The sequence below is a fragment of the Streptomyces sp. NPDC088157 genome (assembly GCF_044741545.1).
Classification (GTDB): Bacteria; Actinomycetota; Actinomycetes; order Streptomycetales; family Streptomycetaceae; genus Streptomyces.
Genome location: NZ_JBIUSU010000001.1, coordinates 1,367,243 through 1,385,420 on the forward strand (window position 1 = coordinate 1,367,243; position 18,178 = coordinate 1,385,420).

Sequence of the window (18,178 nt, forward strand, 5' to 3'; positions counted from 1 at the left end):
TGACCGAATGGCCCGCTTCCTGCGCTCGGTGGTCCAGGGGACGACGTACACGCGCCTGCTGCATCTGTGGGTGCCGATGCTGATCGTCAGCCTGTGGATGTTCATCATGCCCACGCGCCCGTGGGTGCCGGCGCTGTTCTTGATCCCGCTCGGGTTGATCCCTGCCGTGCGGCTGGGCGAGGGTGTGCAGGCGCGGTTGCTGCTGACGCCGGGTGAGGAGGAGGAATCGGGGATCTCCGTGGGGCCGGCGGCCACTTGGCCGGACCGGTTCCGCACGGTGCTCTGGCTGGAGGTACGGATGGCCCTCGGGGCGCTGGCTCTGGTGGCCACCACCTGGCTGCCCATCCTCGCCCATGACTTGATCCGGGTCGCGTCGGGTCACACGGCGCGGGACAACCCGGTGCTGCGCGATGTTCAGCCGCACTGGGCGTACGCGCTCCTGGCACCCGTCACCCTCGCCCTGGCGTTCGCCGCCGTGGTCGGTCTGGGCGAACTGATCACCGCGGTTGCCCGCAGCCTGCTGGGGCCTTCGGCGGCCGAGCGGCTGGCCACCCTGGAGGAGCGGACCGAGCAACTGCTGGAACGCAGCAGGATCGCCCGCGAGTTGCACGACTCCATAGGGCACGCTCTGACGGTAGCGGTGGTACAGGCCGGCGCGGCGCGGGCAGCCGGGGATCCGGCGTTCACCGACCGTGCGCTGGCCGCCATCGAGAACACCGGCCGGGCCGCGCTGGAGGATCTGGAGCGGGTGCTGGGGGTGCTGCGGGAAGCCGACCGGCCCGTTCAGGGCAGGCCCAGGCTGACCGAGGCCGACCGGCTGCTGGAGTCGGCGCGGAACTCCGGCGCGAAGGTGGACGCCGAGTTGTCGGGACCGCTGGAGACGGTACCCGGCCCGATCTCCCGCGAGGGTTACCGCATCCTCCAGGAGTCGCTGACCAATGTGCTCCGGCACGCGGGCGACGTCCCGGTCCGGGTGCGGATCGCGGTCGCGGACGGCGGCCTCGACCTGGAGGTCCGCAATCCGCTGACGGCGGAGATACCGGGTCCCGGCCGGGGCAGCGGGCTGCGTGGCATACGCGAGCGGGCTGCGCTGCTCGGCGGTCGGGCGTTGACCGGCCCCGACCAAGGTGACTGGCAGGTCCGCGTCGAACTGCCCCTGAGCTGAACGACCGTTCGACGTCAAGGAGCTGATCTACGCTGGCGTGATGCCCCGGATCACCGTTCTGCTCGTCGACGACGAACCCCTCGTACGCGCCGGTCTGCGGGCCGTTCTGGAGGCGCAGCCGGACATCGAGGTGGTTGGGGAGGCGGCGGACGGTGCCGCGGTGATCCCACTGGTGCGGCAGCTGCGGCCGCGCGTCGTCGCCATGGATGTGCGCATGCCGCTGCTGGACGGCATCGAGGCCACGCGGGCGTTGCTGCGGACCGTGCCGGAGCCGCCGAAGATCCTCGTGGTGACGACCTTCGAGAACGACGAGTACGTGTACGAGGCGCTGCGCGCGGGCGCGGACGGCTTCCTGCTGAAGCGGGCGCGGCCGGCCGAGATCGTGCACGCGGTACGGCTGGTCGCCGAGGGCGAGTCGCTGCTGTTCCCGGCCTCGGTACGGCAGTTGGCCGCCGAGTACGGCGACGGGGTGGGCAACCGGGCGGCGCGGGCAGCCATGGAACGGGCCGCGCTGACCGAGCGCGAGGCGGAGGTGCTGCGGCTGATGGCCCGGGGCCTGTCGAACGCGGAGATCGCGGCCCGGCTGATCGTCGGCACCGAGACGGTGAAGTCGCACGTCAGCGCCGTACTGGCGAAGCTCGGGGCGCGGGATCGTACGCAGGCGGTGATCGCGGCGTACGAGTCGGGGTTCGTGGCACCCGGCTGAGCCGGGGCCGCACGCCGGGCCGGGGCTCCCGTCGGCAGGTCGGGCGCGGCAGACACCCGCAGGGGCCCATCCCGGGGACGGGGATGTTCTGTGCGGCTCTGGCGCGCTGGCGTCAGGTATCGCTGGTGAGGGGTGTCGATCTCTCGGTGGCGATGCTCGCTCAGGCTGGGCGGTTCACTCCCCACCTGGACCGCGGCTTGTCCCAGCGGGTGAACGGCAAGCCGTTCCTCGCCCCGGGCGGGGCCGGCGTGCCGGCCTGGCGGACCCCAGGGACGGACAGGAGAAGGCCAACCCCCGCCACACGCGGGGGCCGGCCTTCGTCGTGCTCAGTGAGCCGCGCGCACCGCCGAGACCAGTCCGCCGGTGCCCTCGTCCTGCTCCGGCGGGGTGAGCACCGGACGCCCGTAGGCCTCGGCGCGCTCACGCAGGGTGAAGGTCTCCGCCTCCCAGCCGAGGCCGTCCAGCCAGCCGACCGGGTCCTCCGGCATCTCCGAGACCCACATCGACGCTACCGATCCCGGAGCGGCGTCCCCGCGGAAGCGTTCGACCACACCGCGCGAGCCCAGTGTCAGGCCCATCCTGCTGCCCGCAGCGGACAGTGCGCCGACCCGTTCGAGCAGCGACTGCACCGCGTCCTCGGGCAGATAGATCAGCAGTCCCTCGGCGATCCACACCGTCGGCTGCGCCGGATCGTGCCCGGCCGCGGCCAGGGCGCCGGGCCAGTCCTCGCGCAGGTCGACCGGGACGGTGATCCGCTCGCAGCGCGGAACGGCCCGCTCCTGACGCAGCACCGAGGCCTTGAAGCCCAGCGGTTCGGCCGTGTCGACCTCGAACAGCCGGGTCCCCGCAGGCCAGTCCATCCGGAAGGCCCTGCTGTCCATCCCGGCTCCGAGCAGCACGACCTGCCGGACGCCGGACGCGACAGCCCGGTCCAGCAGGTCGTCCAGGAACCTCGTCCGGATGACGATCGAGAAGGCCACACCGAGCCAGCGGTGCCGCGCCGCCTCGTCCGCGCGCGGGGGCGGTGGCGCCCCGGGGCCGATCCCGCCGGCCGTGGCGAAGGCCAGCGCCAGCGGGTCCCGGAACAGCGGCTGCTCGCGTGCCGTCTCCATCGCCCTCACCCGGGCCACGCCCACGGCTGTGGCCCACACCCCGGACGGCTCGACCCGTCCCGCCGCATCACTCATGCGTTCAGCCTAGGCCGCCGGGGCGTGGGGGTCTCTTGCGCCATGGTGTGTCCCCATCGACGAGCTGAAGCCCCCGTAGTGAGTTCCGGCCGGACAGTCCTAGGAGCTGTCGTAGCTGGGCTTACCGCTCGGGCGGTAGACGCCGACGATGGTGCCGCCCTTCGTCGTCGAGACGCTGACCGGCTCCAGCGCCGTGGGAATCGCTCCGTCGGCGAACAGCCGCTTGCCGGTGCCGATGATCACCGGATGGATGGTCAGCCGGTACTCGTCGACGAGGCCGTGCTGCATGAGGGTCTGGGCGAGGTCGCCGCTGCCGACGACGTTGATGTTGCCGCCGTCGGACGCCTTCAGCTTGCGTACGGCATCGGCGATGTCGCCCTCCAGCAGCGTGGAGTTCTGCCACTCGACGGACGTGAGGGTCCGGGACGCCACGTACTTGTGCATGCTGTTCATCCGATTGGTGAATGGGTTGTCGGGATCGGCGGTCGGCCAGTACGACGCGAAGATCTCGTACGTCTTGCGGCCGAGCAGCATCGCGTCGGAGTGCTCGTACCAGCCGGCGATGGCCGTGCCGACCTCGTCGTCGGCCACCGGCTTCTGCCAGCCGCCGTGCTCGAAGCCGCTCTCAGCGTCCTCGTCCGGACCGCCCGGCGCCTGCATGACGCCGTCCAGCGTCAGGAACGTGCAGATGATGATCTTGCGCATGGTGCGCTCCCTTCGTCGACGGGTAGACGGCACGACCGCCGGAAACTCATCGGTGGAACTTCCACGGCGCAGCACGAAGGGCCGTCGTTTGGATCGGCCCGTCTGTGAGGCGGTACCACTTGGCCGACCCGAGCGGGGTCTGCTGTGTGCGGTTGCAATGCGGAGGAGGGCGTCAATGAGAAGCATGGCAACCGACGACAATGACGGCCTCTTCCCGCACACAGCGGCACCTGCCCGACGGCAGTGACCGTGCCGAATAACGTGCCTCTGACATGGATGACGGGATCGGGGGTAGTGGCGCGCTCGTGAGCGGCGAATGAGGGCGACGCCAGTGGCATCCCATGACGACGGTGACGGCGGTCCGGCGCCGGATGAGTACCTGATCCGCGCCGGCTACGCCCTTGGCGGTGACGACGGCTGCATTGCCGACGCCCGCCAGCAAGCCCTCGCCTTCCTCAAGCAGGCCGAAGCCGACTACCCCCTGTCGGTACCCGCCCGCACGAGGGACCTGACCCAGCTGGTCGTCAGTGAGCTGGTCACCAACGCCTGCAAGTACGCCCCCGGCCCGGTCCTGGTGGAACTGCGCATCACCTCCCGCGCCGTGGACGTCGTCGTGTGGGACAGCAACCCCACCGTTCCCGCGGCCCGGGCCGCCGATCCCGGCCGGATCGGCCAGCACGGCCTGGAGATCGTCAAGGCCATCACCGAGGCCCTCTTCATCGACCAGGAACCGGTCGGCAAACGCATCACGGCCCGCCTCGCCCTGCTCGATGCCACCGCCTGTTCCTGACGTAACGGCAGGCAGCCGCCCGCTGCGCGAGGGGTGCTGAGGTTTCTCTGGGTTGGGCGGCCGGCGGTGTCCAGCCGCGCCTTGTCATTCGGCCGGGCCCGGATCGGCCGCCACTCCATCCGCATCGTGCCCAGCGCTGGGCCACACGGGGTGCCGTCGTCGGACACCGCGGGGAACGGCTCTCGGGTCTCGGTGGCGCGCATGGTGGAGCCGGCGGTAGTTCGTTTCAGTTGCCCAGGTCGTGATACTCGGCCGGTGTTCCGCTTTTGGCACAAGGAGGACTCATGGCGACAGGCGAAACGGGATTCAGTGACGTCGTGTACGACCTCATATCCGTTCAGTACCACTCTCTGAAGGCCGGGCACGACTACGGCCAGTACGTTCGTGACGCGGAGAACGCGGGGAAGAAGGAGATCGCCGAGTTCTTTCGCACCGTCATGGAACAGGACTCGGAACGCGCGGCCCGGTCCCATCAGTTCCTGGCTGAACTATCTGGCACCGACGATGCCGGCCCGGCTGTCAGCTGAGGGCTGAGCCTGCTCAGGAGGACACCGAGCCGCACTTCGGTCCACGTCAGTCAGAACCTCGACGAGCGTCACGGGCCTGTCGGCCAGTGCGTGCCGTGCTGCTGCATGCTCAGGGCCGCTCCCACACCAGGGAGCGGCCGCTGGCGTCGGGACCCCGGGGGCGAACGAGTCTGCCGTCAGCGCGCCGCGCGGTTGAGTCGCGCCCGAGGAGTACCGCTGTCTGTGCGCCCGGTGGAGCGCAGTCGGGCGGGATGTGTCGGTAGGCCTCGTCGCCCAGGCCCGGCAGCGGAACCCAGGGGAGACCGCCCTGGCCGAGGCTTTGACAGCGGTGGCTGTATCGGTCAGAGGTGGTGCGCCCAACATCACCCGCCTCAAAGGCTGTTCCGCGTTGAGGGCCACCGTAACGAGCAGCGCCGCCGTCGGCCCCCGCTACGCTCGCGTACCGGGACCGGCGGGGCCGTGGTCGGGCTTCTCCTCCGGTTTTCCAGGGGAGGAACAGGGCCAGTGAGCCGCCGGCTCAGAGCCCCATGGACTTGGCGACGATGGTGCGCATGATCTCGCTGGTGCCGCCGAAGATCCGGCTGGCTCGGTTGTCGGCGTACAGCCGGGTGATCGGGTGGTCCATCGTGAAACCGAGACCGCCGTGCAGCTGAAGGCACTTGTCGAGCACGCCGGTCGCCGCCTCCGTGCAGTACAGCTTCGTCGCGGCCGCCTCCTCGGCGGTCAGTTCCCCGGTGTCGAACGCCTCCAGGGCCTGGTCGACGACCGCCTGCAGCGCGTTCACCGTGACCTTGCAGTCGGCGAGCACGAACTTGGTGTTCTGGAAGGCTGCGACGGGCTTGCCGAAGGCGGTGCGCTCGCGGACGAAGGCGGTGGCGAGCCGGACCGCTGCGGCGGCGTGGGCGTACGCGCCGACGGCGATGCCCAGCCGCTCCTGTGGGAAGATGCCGGCCAGACAGGCGAAGGCGTCGCCCGGCCCGCCCACCACGTCGCCGACGGGGACGCGCACATCCGTGAAAGTCATCCCGACGATGTCGGACGAGCGCAGGCCGAGCGTGGCCGGCTCCGAGTCGACCGCCACGCCCGGGGCTCGGGTGTCCACAGCCAGCAGGGACATTCCGCCGCGCCGGTCGGTTACCGCGGACGCGGTGCGGCAGGCGACGAGCACCAGATCGGCCTGGGCGCCCCCGGACACATAGGCCTTGCTGCCGTTGAGTATGTAGTGCGTGCCATCCTCGGACAGCTCGGCCACCGTCCGGATGCCGGCCACGTCGGAGCCGGCCTCCGGCTCCGTGATCGCGATGGCCGTCATCAGCTCGCCCGTGACGAACCCGGGCAGCCAGCGCCGCTTCTGCTCGTCGGTGGTGTAGTCCACCAGGGTGGCCGGAAGAGCCAGGTGCGCGCTGGCTCCGCCGAAGGTGACGCCGGCCCTCGCACACTCCTCGGCGATGACGGCGTTGAACTTGAAGCCCTTGGGGCCGCCTCCGCCGAACTCCTCCGGGACACCGAACCCGAAAATGCCGAGTTTGCCCAGCTTGCGATAGAAATCACGTGGCACTCGGCCGGCGGTTTCCCATTCCGAATAGACGGGTACGACCTCCGCCTCGATTAACTCGCGCACCTGAGTGCGGAAGGCTTCGTGCTCGTCCTGGAAAACAGTGCGTCGCACCGTTCATCTCCCTGCTGCTCTGATCGGTGTCTTGGCCAACGACTCGAACGTAATACGGAGTCGAGGGCAGTGTCCAGGGAGGGCGGGCCTTGTCACCCACGGCCCTCATGTGCCTAGTATTCAACCACCGGGATCTCGGCCGCTTCGGCGGACCGGCAGTCCCGCATGCCGATTTCATGGGGGAGACTGGTATGGAACCACCGGGCAACGAACCTCTATTCAATGCGCGCGATCCGCGATTGCGCACCGACCCGTATCCGCTCTACAAACGCCTCCGGGACACCGAACCGGTCCATCGGACGCCGTACGGGCACTGGGTGGTCTCCGGATACCATGAGGTCGCCGCAATCCTTCGAAAGCCCGAGTTATCCAGTGAATACCCACAGGACCCGAAATGGGCCGCGCATCGGGGCGGACAGGGCAGCCCGATCGTGCAGGCCACCCGGAGCTGGATGCTGATGCGGGACGGGGAGGCACACCGTCGGCTGCGCGGTCTGGCCAACCCGGTGTTCACCGCCCGGGCCATCCGTGAGACGGCTCCCCGTATGACCGGCATCGTCCACCGGATCTTGGACGAGATGGGCGGCGGCCGGGACGTCGACCTCATCGGGTCCCTCGCGGCCCTCGTGCCCGTGACCGTTTTCTGCGGCCTGGGCGGCCTGCCGGTCGAGGACCGTGACCTGTGCCGGAGGTGGACCGACGCGCTGAGCCACGTCATCGACCCCGCCACCGACGACACCGCCCGCCGGGCCATGAACGACGCGGCGGAGGAGTTCGGCGAGTACATCGCCGGGCATCTGGCGCGACGGCGCGCGGACCCGCAGGACGACATCATCTCCCGCCTGCTGCTTGCGGACTTCGACGGCGGGAAGCTCTCCGACGACGAGATCATCGCCAACGTCATGATGTTTTTCATGGGTGGTCACGAGACGACCGTCAACCTCATCGGCAACGGCATGCTCGCCCTGCTCCGCCACCCTGACCAGCTGCTCGCCCTGCGTGAGGAGCCCGGCCTCGTCGACAACGCCGTCGACGAATTGCTGCGGTACGACGCCCCCGTCCAGCTGGTGGCCCGCATCACCACCGGTGACATCGAGGTCGGGGGCACCACGATCCCGGCCGGCGCCAAGGTGATGGTCCTTCTCGGCGCCGCCAACCGCGACCCGCGGCGCTACGCCGATCCCGACCGCCTCGACCTGCGGCGTTCCGACATCCGCCCGCTGTCGTTCGGGGGCGGCCCGCACTACTGCATCGGCGCGCTCCTGGCGAAGGCCGAGGCCCGTCTGGTCTTCACCGAGCTGCTGCGCCGGCACCGCGACATCAGACCGGCCCGCGAGGACGTCATCTGGCACGCGAAGGTCAACATCCGCGGACTCAGAGAACTCCGCGTGGACCTGATCCCCTGATGCCTGCCGACCTGCGGTGCGCGGGGCTGTGTCGCCCCGCGGACCCCGTCGGGCCGAGAACTTCCTGGCGGGCGGCCGACCGTACCTTTGCCCGCCCAACATCCGGACCGTCTGACAGTGTTCCGGCCGAACGCCGCTTCCCGCACCGCCGTCCTCCTCAGTTCTCGGCGTGGCGCGGGGATGCCGGTGCGTACCGTCGTATGCGCGGAACCGATGTGACGGGCCCTACGAGTGGGGATGTAGCGCAGAAACATGAGTACCCACACCATATCTCCCGACATACTAGACCCGGTCGCCACGAAGGCCGCCGTGGACACCGTCCTCTTCGATTTCCTGCACAATCACCGAAATAACACCGGGCAACGACAGTTGGCCCAACTTGTGAAATTACTTGAAGAATTCATGGTGGGTGGCAAGCGAATACGCCCGATTCTCACCGTGCTGGGCTGGCAGGCGGCCGGCGGAGAAAATGACTTGACTGCTGTGGTACGTGTAGCCGCGTCACTCGAGATGTTTCACGCGTTCGCTCTCATCCATGACGACATCATGGACGACAGCGACACCCGGCGCGGTCGTCCGACCATCCACCGGATACTCGCCGGAAAACGCGGCGACGACCGCACCGAGCGTTTCGGAATCGGCGGAGCCCTGCTTCTGGGCGACCTCGCCTTCGCCTGGTCGGACGACCTGCTGCACACGGCCGGCCTCACCCCCGCGCAGTCGGCGGCGGTGCTGCCGATCCTCACCGAGATGCGCACCGAGGTCATGCTCGGCCAGTATCTGGACCTGCGGGCGACCGGCGAGCTCACCGACGACGTCGATGCCACTCTGACCGTCAACCGCTACAAGACCGCCAAGTACACAGTGGAACGGCCGCTGCACATAGGCGCCGCCCTCGCGGGCGCCGACGCCCCGGCCCTGGCCGCCTGCACGTCGTTCGCGCTGCCCCTCGGAGAGGCCTTCCAGCTCCGCGACGATCTGCTGGGCGTGTACGGCGAGGTCCGGGACACCGGCAAGTCGCGCCTGGACGACCTGCGGGCCGGCAAGAACACCACCCTGGTCGCGCTGGCGCTGCGCGCGGGCGACGCGGCACAACGCGCCCGGCTGCGCAAGTTGATCGGCGATCCCGACCTGGGCGAGACCGGCGCCGAGGAGGTCCGCGCGATCTTCACGGCCACCGGTGCCCGGGACACCGTCGAACGCATGATCGACGACCGTTACCGGCGGGCACTGGGCGTGCTGGACTCGGCCCCCTTCACCGCCGACGCGGTCACCGCCCTCAAAAATCTTTCCACCATGGCCACCAGGAGGAACTCATGACCGCGGATCTGACCGCACCAGCCGCGGGGACGGCCCGCCACTGGCAGGAGTGCACCGACCGGTTCGCCGCCCTGTTCGACCAGCACGTCGGGTACGAGGCCCAGAAGGTATCGATGACGGACGTCGAACTGCGTGAGGTCATCGACGCCTGCAACCGCGCGGTCGCCCCGCTCGGCAAGAGCGTCTCGGACAAGCGCTGGATCTCCTACATGGACGTCGTGCGCTGGTCGCAGAGCGCCCGCCACATCAAGGACATGGAGGCGTTCAAGGCCGTCTGCGTGCTCAACTGCGTGACCTTCGTGTGGGACGACATGGATCCCGCCCTGCACGACTTCGACCTGTTCCTGCCCCAACTGCGCGCGGTGTGCGAGCGGTACTACACGCCGCAGGACGCGGAGTTCGCCTACGAGGGCGCCCGCGCCTTCGTCACCAGCGACCACATGTTCCGTGACTCGGAGCTCAAGAGAGTGCTCTGCGGCACCTCGCCCGAGCAGTACTTCCGCTTCCGCGTCACCGACGTCGGCGTGGACTTCTGGATGCGGATGTCGTACCCGATCTACCGCCACCCCGAGCTGACCGAGCACTCCAAGACGGGGCTGGCCGCCCGGATGACGGCCCGTGGCCTGGCGATAGTCAACGACTTCTACTCCTACGAACGCGAGCAGGCCCTCGGGCAGATCACCAACTGCTTCCGGCTGTGCGACATGTCCGACGCGGCCGACTTCCAGGCGTTCTTCCAGGCCCGCCTCGACGACATGGCCGAGGATATGGAGTGCATAAAGGCGTTCGACCCGCTCACCCGGGACGTACTGCTCGACCTCATCCAGGGCAACTTCGTCTGGACGACCCGGGACCGGCGCTACCAGGCCGCGGTCAACGACGTCAACTCACGCATCCAGTAGGGGACCCGGGATGCCCACCACACCCAGGTCGCCCTCGGGGGACCGGTCCTGGCGGTACGGCGCCGCGCCCGGCGCCGTACCGCTGCTCGGACACGTCCCCGCCCTTTGGCGCCGCCCGTTGGAGTTCCTCGCCTCGCTTCCCGCGCACGGCGACCTGGTCGAAGTCCGGCTCGGTCCCACCCGCGCCTATCTCGCCGCCCACCCCGAACTGGTCCGGCACGTCCTGCTCAACCCGCGCGTCTTCGACAAGGGCGGCGTCTTCGACAAGGCGCGCCAGCTCCTCGGCAACAGCCTGTCGGTCTCCCGCGGCGAGGAGCACCGCTCCCAGCGGCGGCTGATCCAGCCCGCGTTCCACACGACCAAGATCGCCGGCTACACGACCGCGGTGGCCGCGGACACCCGTACCGTCACCGACGGCTGGCGGGCCGGCGAGGTCCGGGACATCGGCGACGCCATGCACGCCCTGCTGATGCGGGTCGCCGCCCGCACCCTGTTCTCCACCGGGCTCGACGAGGACACCATCGAGGAGGCCCGGCAGTGCCTGCGGACGGTCTCGCAGGGCATCTACCGGCGGACCGTCGCCCCGCTGGGCGTCCTGGAAAGGCTGCCCACCCCGGGAAACCGCGCATACGACCACGCCAACTCACGGCTGCGGCAGATCGTGGCGGACATGATCGCGCTGCGACGCCGGCCCGACGCCGACCACGGTGACCTGCTGTCCACCCTGCTGCGGGCGGAGCACCCCGAGACCGGAGAGAAGCTGGACGACGCCCAGATCCTGGACCAGGTCGTCACCTTCCTGGTCGCCGGCAGCGAGACCACCGCCTCCACCCTGGCGTTCGTCTTCCACTTGATGGGCACCCTCCCCGAGGTGGAGCAGCGGGTGCACGCCGAGGTGGACGGCGCACTGGAGGGCCGGACACCGGTCTACGACGACCTGCCCACGCTGCCGTACACCCGCAATGTCATCACCGAGGCGCTGAGGCTGTACCCGCCGTCGTGGATGGCGATGCGGGTCGCGGCCGAGGACGTCGAACTCGGCGGCCGGACCATCCCCGCCCGAACGATGATCCTGTACAGCGCCTACGCCCTGCACCACAATCCCGAGCTCTTCCCGGACCCCGAGACCTTCGATCCGGGGCGCTGGGAGGCCGAGCGAGCGGCCCAGGTACCGCGCGGGGCACTGCTGCCCTTCGGCGCGGGCAGCCACAAGTGCATCGGTGACGTCCTCGCGCTCACCGAGACGGCACTGATCGTCGCGACAGTTGCCGCGCGCTGGCGGCTGCGTCCGGCCCCCGGCAGCCGACTGCGACCTGAGCCGAAGGCCACCTTGGAGGCGGGCCCGCTGCCCATGGTGCTGGAACGCCGCTGACCTGTCTTCCCCCTCCTTCTCCTTCTCCCGACCCCTCCCTTCTTTCCCTTCTCTCCGTCCGTACCGTCTCAGGGGGCGCATCCGGAATGAAGACCCAATCCGAACCGGTCAGGCGCAGTTGGCGGATCGCCAAGGCGCCGGGCCGGCTTCCGCTGGCGGGCCACGCGCTCCACCTGGCGCGCCGCCCGCTGGAATACCTGTCGTCACTATCCGCCCTGGGCGACCTGGTCGAGATGCGGCTGGGCAACCGGCTGACCTATCTGCCCTGCCATCCGGAACTGGTGCAGGACGTGCTGCTGAACGCCCGGGTCTACGACACCGGAGGCCCGGTGAAGGACAAGGCCCGTCCCATCCTCGGCAACGGGCTGATCACCTCCGACTGGGCCGACCACCGCAGACAGCGGCGTATGGTCCAGCCGGCCTTCCACACCACGCGCATCGCGACGTACGCCGAGGTGATGCGCGAGGAATGCGCGGCACAAGCGGATGCCTGGCGGCCGGGCCGGCCGGTCGACGTCGGTGACGCGATGCAGGCGCTGACCGCACGGGTGACGGCACGCGCGCTGTTCGCGACGGAGATGGCGCCGCACTCCGTCGCGGAGGTCCAGCGCAGCCTGCCCGTCATGGTGCGCGGCGCGTTCCGCCGAGCGCTCGATCCCACGGGCCTGATCGCCAGGCTGCCGCTGGCCGCCAACCGTGAGTTCGACGCCGCGCTCGACCGGCTGCACACCCTCATCGACGGCATCGTCGGGGACTACCGGCGCTCCGGCGAGGACCGCGGCGACCTGCTGTCGGCGCTGCTGGCCGCGCGGGACGACGACGGCGGCGGCGCGCTGACCGACCGGGAGGTCCACGATCAGGTCATGACGCTGCTGCTGGCCGGCGTCGAGACCACCGCGAGCGCCCTGACCTGGACCTGGCATCTGCTGGCGGCCCACCCCGAGGCCGAGGCGCGACTGCACACCGAGGTCGACGAGGTGCTGGGCGGCCGACCGCCGACCTACGCCGACGTGCCGAGGCTCGCCCACACCCAGCGGATCTTCACCGAGACCCTGCGCCTGTACCCGCCGGCCTGGATGTACACGAGGATGACCACGCAGCCGACCGAACTGGCCGGTCACCGGCTGCCGGCCGGGACGGACATCCTGATCAGCCCCTACGTTATCCACCGCATCCCGGAGTTCTTCCCGCACCCGGAGACCTTCGACCCGGACCGGTGGCTGCCCGAGCGCGCCAAGGACGTCACCCGTGGTTCGTATCTGCCGTTCGGGGCGGGCAGCCGCAAGTGCATCGGTGACGTCTTCGGGATGACGGAGGCGACGCTCGCGGTGGCCGCCCTCGCCTCCCGCTGGCGTCTGCGGCCCGTGCCGGGCGCCACCGTCTCGCCCCGGGCCGAGATGAGTCTGACAGCCGGGCCGCTGTCGATGGTGCCCGAACCGCGTTAGCGGAACATGACGGGGAGCGCGTGCAGGCCGCGGAGCATCAGGCTGGGGCGCCACCCCAGGTCCGCGGGGTCGGTGTCCAGGGCCAGGCCGGGGCACCGCTCCAACAGGGTACGGAAGGCGATCGCGCCCTGCATGCGGGCCAGCGGGGCGCCCAGGCAGTGATGGATGCCGTAGCCGAAGGCCGTGTGGCCACGGGTGTCACGGCGGATGTCGAAGCGGTCGGGCTCGGCGAACCGCCTCGGATCCCGGGACGCGGCGGCCAGCACGACGGCCACGGAATCCCCCGCGCCGATCACCGCGCCGTCGATCTCCACGGGCTCCTTGGCATAGCGGAACGCCGTGGTTTCCACCGGCCCCTCGTAGCGGAGCATCTCCTCGACTGCGTTCTCCAGCAGCGACCAGTCGCCGCGCAGCGCCGCCAGTTGGTCGGGGTGGCGCAGCAGGGCGAGCGTTCCGCTGGACAGCAGGTTGGCCGCCGTCTCGTATCCGGCCACCAGCAGCACGAAAGCCATGCCGAGCATCTCCTCGGGCGTAAGGCCGTCCTCCTCCTCGCCCATGCGGCCGGCCAGCGCGCTCAGCAGGTCCTCGCCGGGCTCGCGCCGCTTGGCCGCGACGAGCTCGGCGAGGTACCCCGTCATGGCCTGGGCCGCTGCGGCGGCGACCTCGGGCCGGGTGAAGTCGGTGCTCTCCAGATACCAGTCGTGGAAGGTCTTGCGGTCGCTCGCCGGTACGCCGAGCAGTTCGCAGATCACGGCCAGCGGCAACGGCAGGGCGAACGACTCGACCAGGTCCGCGCGGCCCAGCGGAAGCATGGCATCCACCAGCTCGTCCGCGATCCGCTGGATCTTCGGACGCAGCGCCTCGATGCGCCGGGAGGTGAACTCCTTCGCCACGAGCCCCCGCAAGCGGGTGTGCTGCGGCGGGTCCGTCTGCACCATGTTCAGGCCGATCGAGTTGCCTCCGTCGTCCTGCCACCCGGCCGAGTGCCTGATGTCGTTGGACAGTCGCGCGTCGGCCAGCGCCAACCGCGCCTGCGCGTGACCCACGACCAGCCAGAACTCCCCCGACGCGGCGGTGCGGACCCGATGCACCGGCCCCTGCGCGCGCAGCCGCTCGTAGACCGGATAAGGATCGTCGACGAAAGGCTGGCCCAGTGCTGTCAGATCTTCAAATCCCGTCAAGGACAACGGTGTTCCTCGCTTCGAACTCGCTGGTGCGGCTGAGCGGGGAGTAAACCCCCGGTGGACGGCGCGACCCTAGCAACGAAACGGGGATCCGTCCCCGGTTTTGCTGTTAGTGTGCCGCGCATGGACGGCGGAGACGAACGGCGGACACCTCGGCGCAGTGACGCGCGCCGCAACCGCGAGATGCTGATCGCCGCCGCCCGGGAGATCTACGCCGCCCGCGGAGTGGAAGCGCCGCTGGACGACATCGCCCGCCGGGCGGGCGTGGGCAACGCGACGCTCTACCGCCACTTCACCGACCGCGCCGCACTGATCGAGACCGTCTTCCACGACGCGCTGACCCCGATCCTGGACGCAGCCCGCGAGACCCGGGATCGAGCGGACGCCTGGAGCGGCCTCACCGCCTACCTGGACCAGGTCTTCACGCTGCTGGCCGCCGACCGGGGCGCCGGTGACCTGATGACCACCGGCATCCAGGGCGTGCCCACACTCGACGCCCTGCGTGAGGAGAACCGGCGCACGCTGGACACGCTGCTGCGCCGCTGCCAGGAACAGCACACGATCCGTCCCGACCTCACTGTCGAGGACCTGCTGTTTCTGCTGGCCGCGCTGGGCCGGGCCACGCCGGCCGCCCCCCGGTCCTGGCGGCGCCACCTGGCCCTGATGCTGGACGGTCTGCGCCCCGCGGCCGCCCGCCCCCTGCCCGCGCCACCGCTCGACCAGGAGCAGCTCGAGGCCGCCCTGCACCGTCTCGGCGGCTTCCGCCGGGCGGCCCGGTAGGAAAAGTCCTCGTCCACCGAGATCGGAGACCTGAAGCCAATGCCCCGTCAGCGACCCATATCGCCCTTCGAGAGCGTCTACTTCCTGGACCTGGGAGCGGCGGGGCTCCCCCTGTACGACATGCCGGCGTTCGTGGAGTCCCTGGTACGCGGCCGACTGGACCCGGCGCTGATGCGGCGGGCGCTCGGCCTGCTGACCGAGCGCCATCCGATCTTGCGCTCCGAGGTGGCGGCCGGCGAGGATGGCCTGCTGCTGCGAGTCCGCGACCGGGTCGAGCCGCCGCTCACCCTGCTCGACGGCATCGAGGACACCTACGCCGAACTGATCAACACGCGGCCCGACTGGACCGAGAGCCTGCTGCACGCCTGGCTGCTCACCGACGGCGAGCGCTCTCAGGTGGTGCTCGGCGTCCACCACGGGGTTGCCGACGGCCGTTCGGTCTTCGCCCTGCTCGACGAGTTCTGGCAGCACTACACCGCCCTGGCAGCCGGCGCGAGCCCGTCCGTCGAGCGGCGCGAGGAGCTTCCCGAAGCGATCGACACCCGGCTGGCCGGCACCTTGCCGGAAGCAGAGATCGACGCCGTGGTCGACGCGATCGCGCAGGGAGCTGTGGCCGAGACCAAGCCCGCCGTCCTGCCCACCGAGGGTGTGGGGCGCCCCGACCGTCCGGCCGCGACGCATCGCTTCGTGGTCGACCGGCTGGAGTTCGCCGCGCAGACCACCGACGCCGTGGTGGCCGCCGCACGGGCCCGCGGGGTGACCGTCAACAGCCTCGTCGCGGGGCTGGTCCTGATCGCTGTGCGCACTCAACTCGCGCCCGAGCAAGGACCGTTGACGATGACCTGCGGTCACGGAGTCGACCTGCGGACCCGGTTGACGCCCGAACTGCCCCTGAGCACCGTACTCAACTGCATCACCGGCCTGCAGTCCACGCTGGCCGTCGGCCACGACGACCGGCCGGAGAGCGTGGGCCGGGAGGTGGCCGACCAGGTCGCCGGCGCGCTGGCCCGGCGTGACCCCGAGCGTTTCCTGCTGGCCGCGCTCAGGTCCGGTGCCCGGGGCATCGCGGTGCCTGTCCCGGTCGTCAGCTACGGGATCTCCAACGTGGGCCGGATCCCCGCCCACCCTGTCCCGGAGGGCGTGGAACTACTCCGCTTCGGCGGGACGGCCAACGCGCCAGGCATGCCCCCCAAGATCGGCGTCGCCAGCTTCGGTGGCCGGTTGCTCGTCCAGAACGAGTACGACAGCTGGACCTACGCCCCCGAGCAGATGCTGCGGCTGCGCGAGACGCTGCGCGCTTCGCTGACGGACCTGGCCCGCTGACAGCGGCCGGGCGGCCGCGACTCTCCTTCTGGGTCCTCGATCGCAGACTGCGGGAGAAGTCCTACGGAGAGGCGTGGGGACAACCGCAGCAGTGGCAGGTGCTCTGACCGGGCAGGTTCGCCGGGATGGCGTGTGGATCGGTTGACTGTCCGGTGACGTCCGTTGCGATGCATGTGAACGGTCGCGGCGGCCGCCCCGGTCACCTCGCCGCCCTCCGCGTCCACGACGGTCACACCGCCAACGGGACCGCCTGACGCGCCGGTGAAAAAGTTCACGGGGGCACCGTCGATCCGGCCACCTCCCGTTCGACGTCATTGTGTGCGGCGCCTCGCCGCACGATGACGCGACAGGATCAGACGAGGACAGACGTGGATCAACTGCTGAAAGTCATGAACTTCAATGTCTCGAGTGACGGAATCGGTGCCGGTGAGCACCAGAGCCTCGAGCGACCGTTCGGCCAGGACCATCCCGAGAGGCTGTTCGCCTGGGCCGGAACCACGGCGAGCTGGCCCATGCGCACGGATCCCGGCGGGAGCCGGGGCCTCGACGACTACTTCACGCGGGACTTCGCACGCAACATCGGCGCCGAGATCATGGGCCGCAACAAGTTCGGCCCCCAGCGCGGGCCCTGGCCCGATCATGAGTGGCGTGGCTGGTGGGGGGAGAAGCCCCCGTTTTGCACTCCGGTGTTCGTCATGACCCACCACACACGTCCGTCGTTCACGCTCTCCGACACCACGTTCCACTTCGTCGACGGCGACCCGGCCACGGTCCTCGAACGTGCGCGGGAAGCAGCGCAGGGCAAGGACATCCGACTCGGCGGCGGAGTCACCACCATCCGGCAGTTCCTTGACCTCGATGGCATTCGCCTCGGCCAAGGCCCAAGATCCCTGCGCGATGTCTACCGTCACGGTCTGGGCCAGCGCCTGGGTCAGGGCCGTCACCTGGTCGGTGTGCCGCGACTGGTCGATTCTCGCGGTGCAGGCCCTCCCCAACGACGTGCTCGATGCCCCAGGCCGCCCCCAGCGGTGCCGGTGGCATCAGAAGCCAGGAACTGCCGCTGAGCCGGTTGAAGCGAGGACCTGAACGGCACCCCGGTGCCGGCAGCGGGAGTGGCCCCCACCGACCTGATCACCCCGGGCACCGAGGTCATCGACGGTGTCACCTTCGACTCCGGAGCCGTCTCCGGCGGTGAGACGACCGACCAGCTGCTGATCCGGCTGCTCGAGCAGGGTGTACTGGTGGCACAGGACCTCGTCTCCCACCACACCCACGCGTTCGCCGGAAACAACGACATCGCCCGCTGGCAGGTCATCCTGCAGAAGCTTGTCGACCCCGATTACGACACCGTTCTGCCCGGACACGGGCTGCCCGCGGGGCAGGCCGTTTTCGCCGAGATGGCCGCGTACCTGGAGACGGCCGGCGATCTGCTCGGTGATGACGGCGACGCCTACAAGCGGGCCATCATCGAGCGCTACCCCGCCTGCGCGATTCCTTTCGTGATCGACATCGGCAACTTCTACCTGTTCGGCACCCGACCCGCCTGACCAACACCGTTGAGACGGTCACCCGGTGCGCCACGCTGGAGTCGGGCGGCCGACGCCGTCGCCCGAACCTCTGACCGCCGCCCAGTTGCGTTCTCCCCTGCGTCAGGGCGGAGGCGGTCTCGTCCTGGCCACGAGCGCGCTGCGGGCCTG

Annotated in this window: 17 protein-coding genes; 13 read left to right on the plus strand and 4 right to left on the minus strand. The window is 70.0% G+C overall.

The annotated features are described in order from the left end of the window. Positions 1–7: 7 nt before the first annotated feature. A complete protein-coding gene (locus ACIPFH_RS05670; protein ID WP_401823364.1) occupies positions 8–1,165 on the plus strand; it encodes a sensor histidine kinase in 1,158 nt (385 codons plus the stop codon). Positions 1,166–1,205: 40 nt separating this feature from the next. Further along, complete coding sequence (locus tag ACIPFH_RS05675; RefSeq protein WP_401823366.1) at positions 1,206–1,871, plus strand: response regulator; 666 nt, start codon at positions 1,206–1,208, stop codon at positions 1,869–1,871. A gap of 326 nt (positions 1,872–2,197) precedes the next feature. Here the strand turns inward: ACIPFH_RS05675 and ACIPFH_RS05680 are convergent, their stop codons facing one another. Both ACIPFH_RS05680 and ACIPFH_RS05685 read right to left on the minus strand, forming a co-directional pair. Beyond that, a complete protein-coding gene (locus ACIPFH_RS05680) occupies positions 2,198–3,058 on the minus strand; it encodes a class I SAM-dependent methyltransferase (RefSeq protein WP_401823368.1) in 861 nt (286 codons plus the stop codon). A gap of 99 nt (positions 3,059–3,157) precedes the next feature. Next, complete coding sequence (locus tag ACIPFH_RS05685) at positions 3,158–3,763, minus strand: dihydrofolate reductase family protein (protein ID WP_401823370.1); 606 nt, start codon at positions 3,761–3,763, stop codon at positions 3,158–3,160. A 331-nt stretch (positions 3,764–4,094) separates the two neighbouring features. Here ACIPFH_RS05685 and ACIPFH_RS05690 point away from each other — a divergent pair, with 331 nt between their 5' ends. Both ACIPFH_RS05690 and ACIPFH_RS05695 read left to right on the plus strand, forming a co-directional pair. Next, entirely contained in the window at positions 4,095–4,553 is a 459-nt protein-coding gene (locus tag ACIPFH_RS05690; protein WP_401823373.1) for an ATP-binding protein, read from the plus strand. Between the two features lie 284 nt (positions 4,554–4,837). Next, positions 4,838–5,080: an acyl carrier protein gene (locus ACIPFH_RS05695; RefSeq protein ID WP_401823375.1), complete on the plus strand. Its 243-nt coding sequence runs from the start codon at positions 4,838–4,840 to the stop codon at positions 5,078–5,080. A 517-nt stretch (positions 5,081–5,597) separates the two neighbouring features. Here the strand turns inward: ACIPFH_RS05695 and ACIPFH_RS05700 are convergent. Further along, complete coding sequence (locus ACIPFH_RS05700) at positions 5,598–6,749, minus strand: acyl-CoA dehydrogenase family protein (protein ID WP_401823377.1); 1,152 nt, start codon at positions 6,747–6,749, stop codon at positions 5,598–5,600. Positions 6,750–7,180: 431 nt separating this feature from the next. Here ACIPFH_RS05700 and ACIPFH_RS05705 point away from each other — a divergent pair, with 431 nt between their 5' ends. The 5 genes from ACIPFH_RS05705 to ACIPFH_RS05725 all read left to right on the plus strand — a co-directional run bounded on the left by ACIPFH_RS05705 (position 7,181) and on the right by ACIPFH_RS05725 (position 13,194). After that, positions 7,181–8,155 carry a cytochrome P450 gene (locus ACIPFH_RS05705; protein WP_401823379.1) on the plus strand — a complete coding sequence of 325 codons (975 nt, stop codon included), beginning with the start codon at positions 7,181–7,183 and terminating at the stop codon, positions 8,153–8,155. A gap of 309 nt (positions 8,156–8,464) precedes the next feature. After that, on the plus strand, positions 8,465–9,475 hold the full coding sequence (locus ACIPFH_RS05710) for a polyprenyl synthetase family protein (protein ID WP_401823381.1): 1,011 nt from the start codon (positions 8,465–8,467) through the stop codon (positions 9,473–9,475). Further along, positions 9,472–10,377, plus strand: coding sequence for a terpene synthase family protein (locus tag ACIPFH_RS05715; RefSeq protein WP_401823384.1), 906 nt, complete (start codon positions 9,472–9,474; stop codon positions 10,375–10,377). Before ACIPFH_RS05710 ends, ACIPFH_RS05715 begins: the two co-directional genes overlap by 4 nt. 10 nt (positions 10,378–10,387) lie before the next feature. After that, entirely contained in the window at positions 10,388–11,749 is a 1,362-nt protein-coding gene (locus ACIPFH_RS05720) for a cytochrome P450 (RefSeq protein ID WP_401823387.1), read from the plus strand. Between the two features lie 86 nt (positions 11,750–11,835). Then, positions 11,836–13,194, plus strand: a complete 1,359-nt coding sequence (locus tag ACIPFH_RS05725) for a cytochrome P450 (RefSeq protein ID WP_401823389.1) — start codon at positions 11,836–11,838, stop codon at positions 13,192–13,194. On the opposite strand, the gene ACIPFH_RS05730 is transcribed toward ACIPFH_RS05725, so the two are convergent. Then, positions 13,191–14,375: a cytochrome P450 gene (locus tag ACIPFH_RS05730; RefSeq protein WP_401823390.1), complete on the minus strand. Its 1,185-nt coding sequence runs from the start codon at positions 14,373–14,375 to the stop codon at positions 13,191–13,193. The genes ACIPFH_RS05725 and ACIPFH_RS05730 overlap by 4 nt on opposite strands. 126 nt (positions 14,376–14,501) lie before the next feature. Here ACIPFH_RS05730 and ACIPFH_RS05735 point away from each other — a divergent pair, with 126 nt between their 5' ends. The 4 genes from ACIPFH_RS05735 to ACIPFH_RS05750 all read left to right on the plus strand — a co-directional run bounded on the left by ACIPFH_RS05735 (position 14,502) and on the right by ACIPFH_RS05750 (position 18,028). Further along, positions 14,502–15,158, plus strand: a complete 657-nt coding sequence (locus tag ACIPFH_RS05735) for a TetR/AcrR family transcriptional regulator (RefSeq protein WP_401823392.1) — start codon at positions 14,502–14,504, stop codon at positions 15,156–15,158. Between the two features lie 39 nt (positions 15,159–15,197). After that, positions 15,198–16,481, plus strand: coding sequence for a condensation domain-containing protein (locus ACIPFH_RS05740; RefSeq protein WP_401823395.1), 1,284 nt, complete (start codon positions 15,198–15,200; stop codon positions 16,479–16,481). A 368-nt stretch (positions 16,482–16,849) separates the two neighbouring features. Beyond that, positions 16,850–17,545 (plus strand): dihydrofolate reductase family protein, encoded by a 696-nt coding sequence (locus ACIPFH_RS05745; protein ID WP_401823397.1) that lies wholly within the window; start codon positions 16,850–16,852, stop codon positions 17,543–17,545. A gap of 48 nt (positions 17,546–17,593) precedes the next feature. Then, positions 17,594–18,028 carry a hypothetical protein gene (locus ACIPFH_RS05750; protein ID WP_401823400.1) on the plus strand — a complete coding sequence of 145 codons (435 nt, stop codon included), beginning with the start codon at positions 17,594–17,596 and terminating at the stop codon, positions 18,026–18,028. Positions 18,029–18,178: the final 150 nt, after the last annotated feature.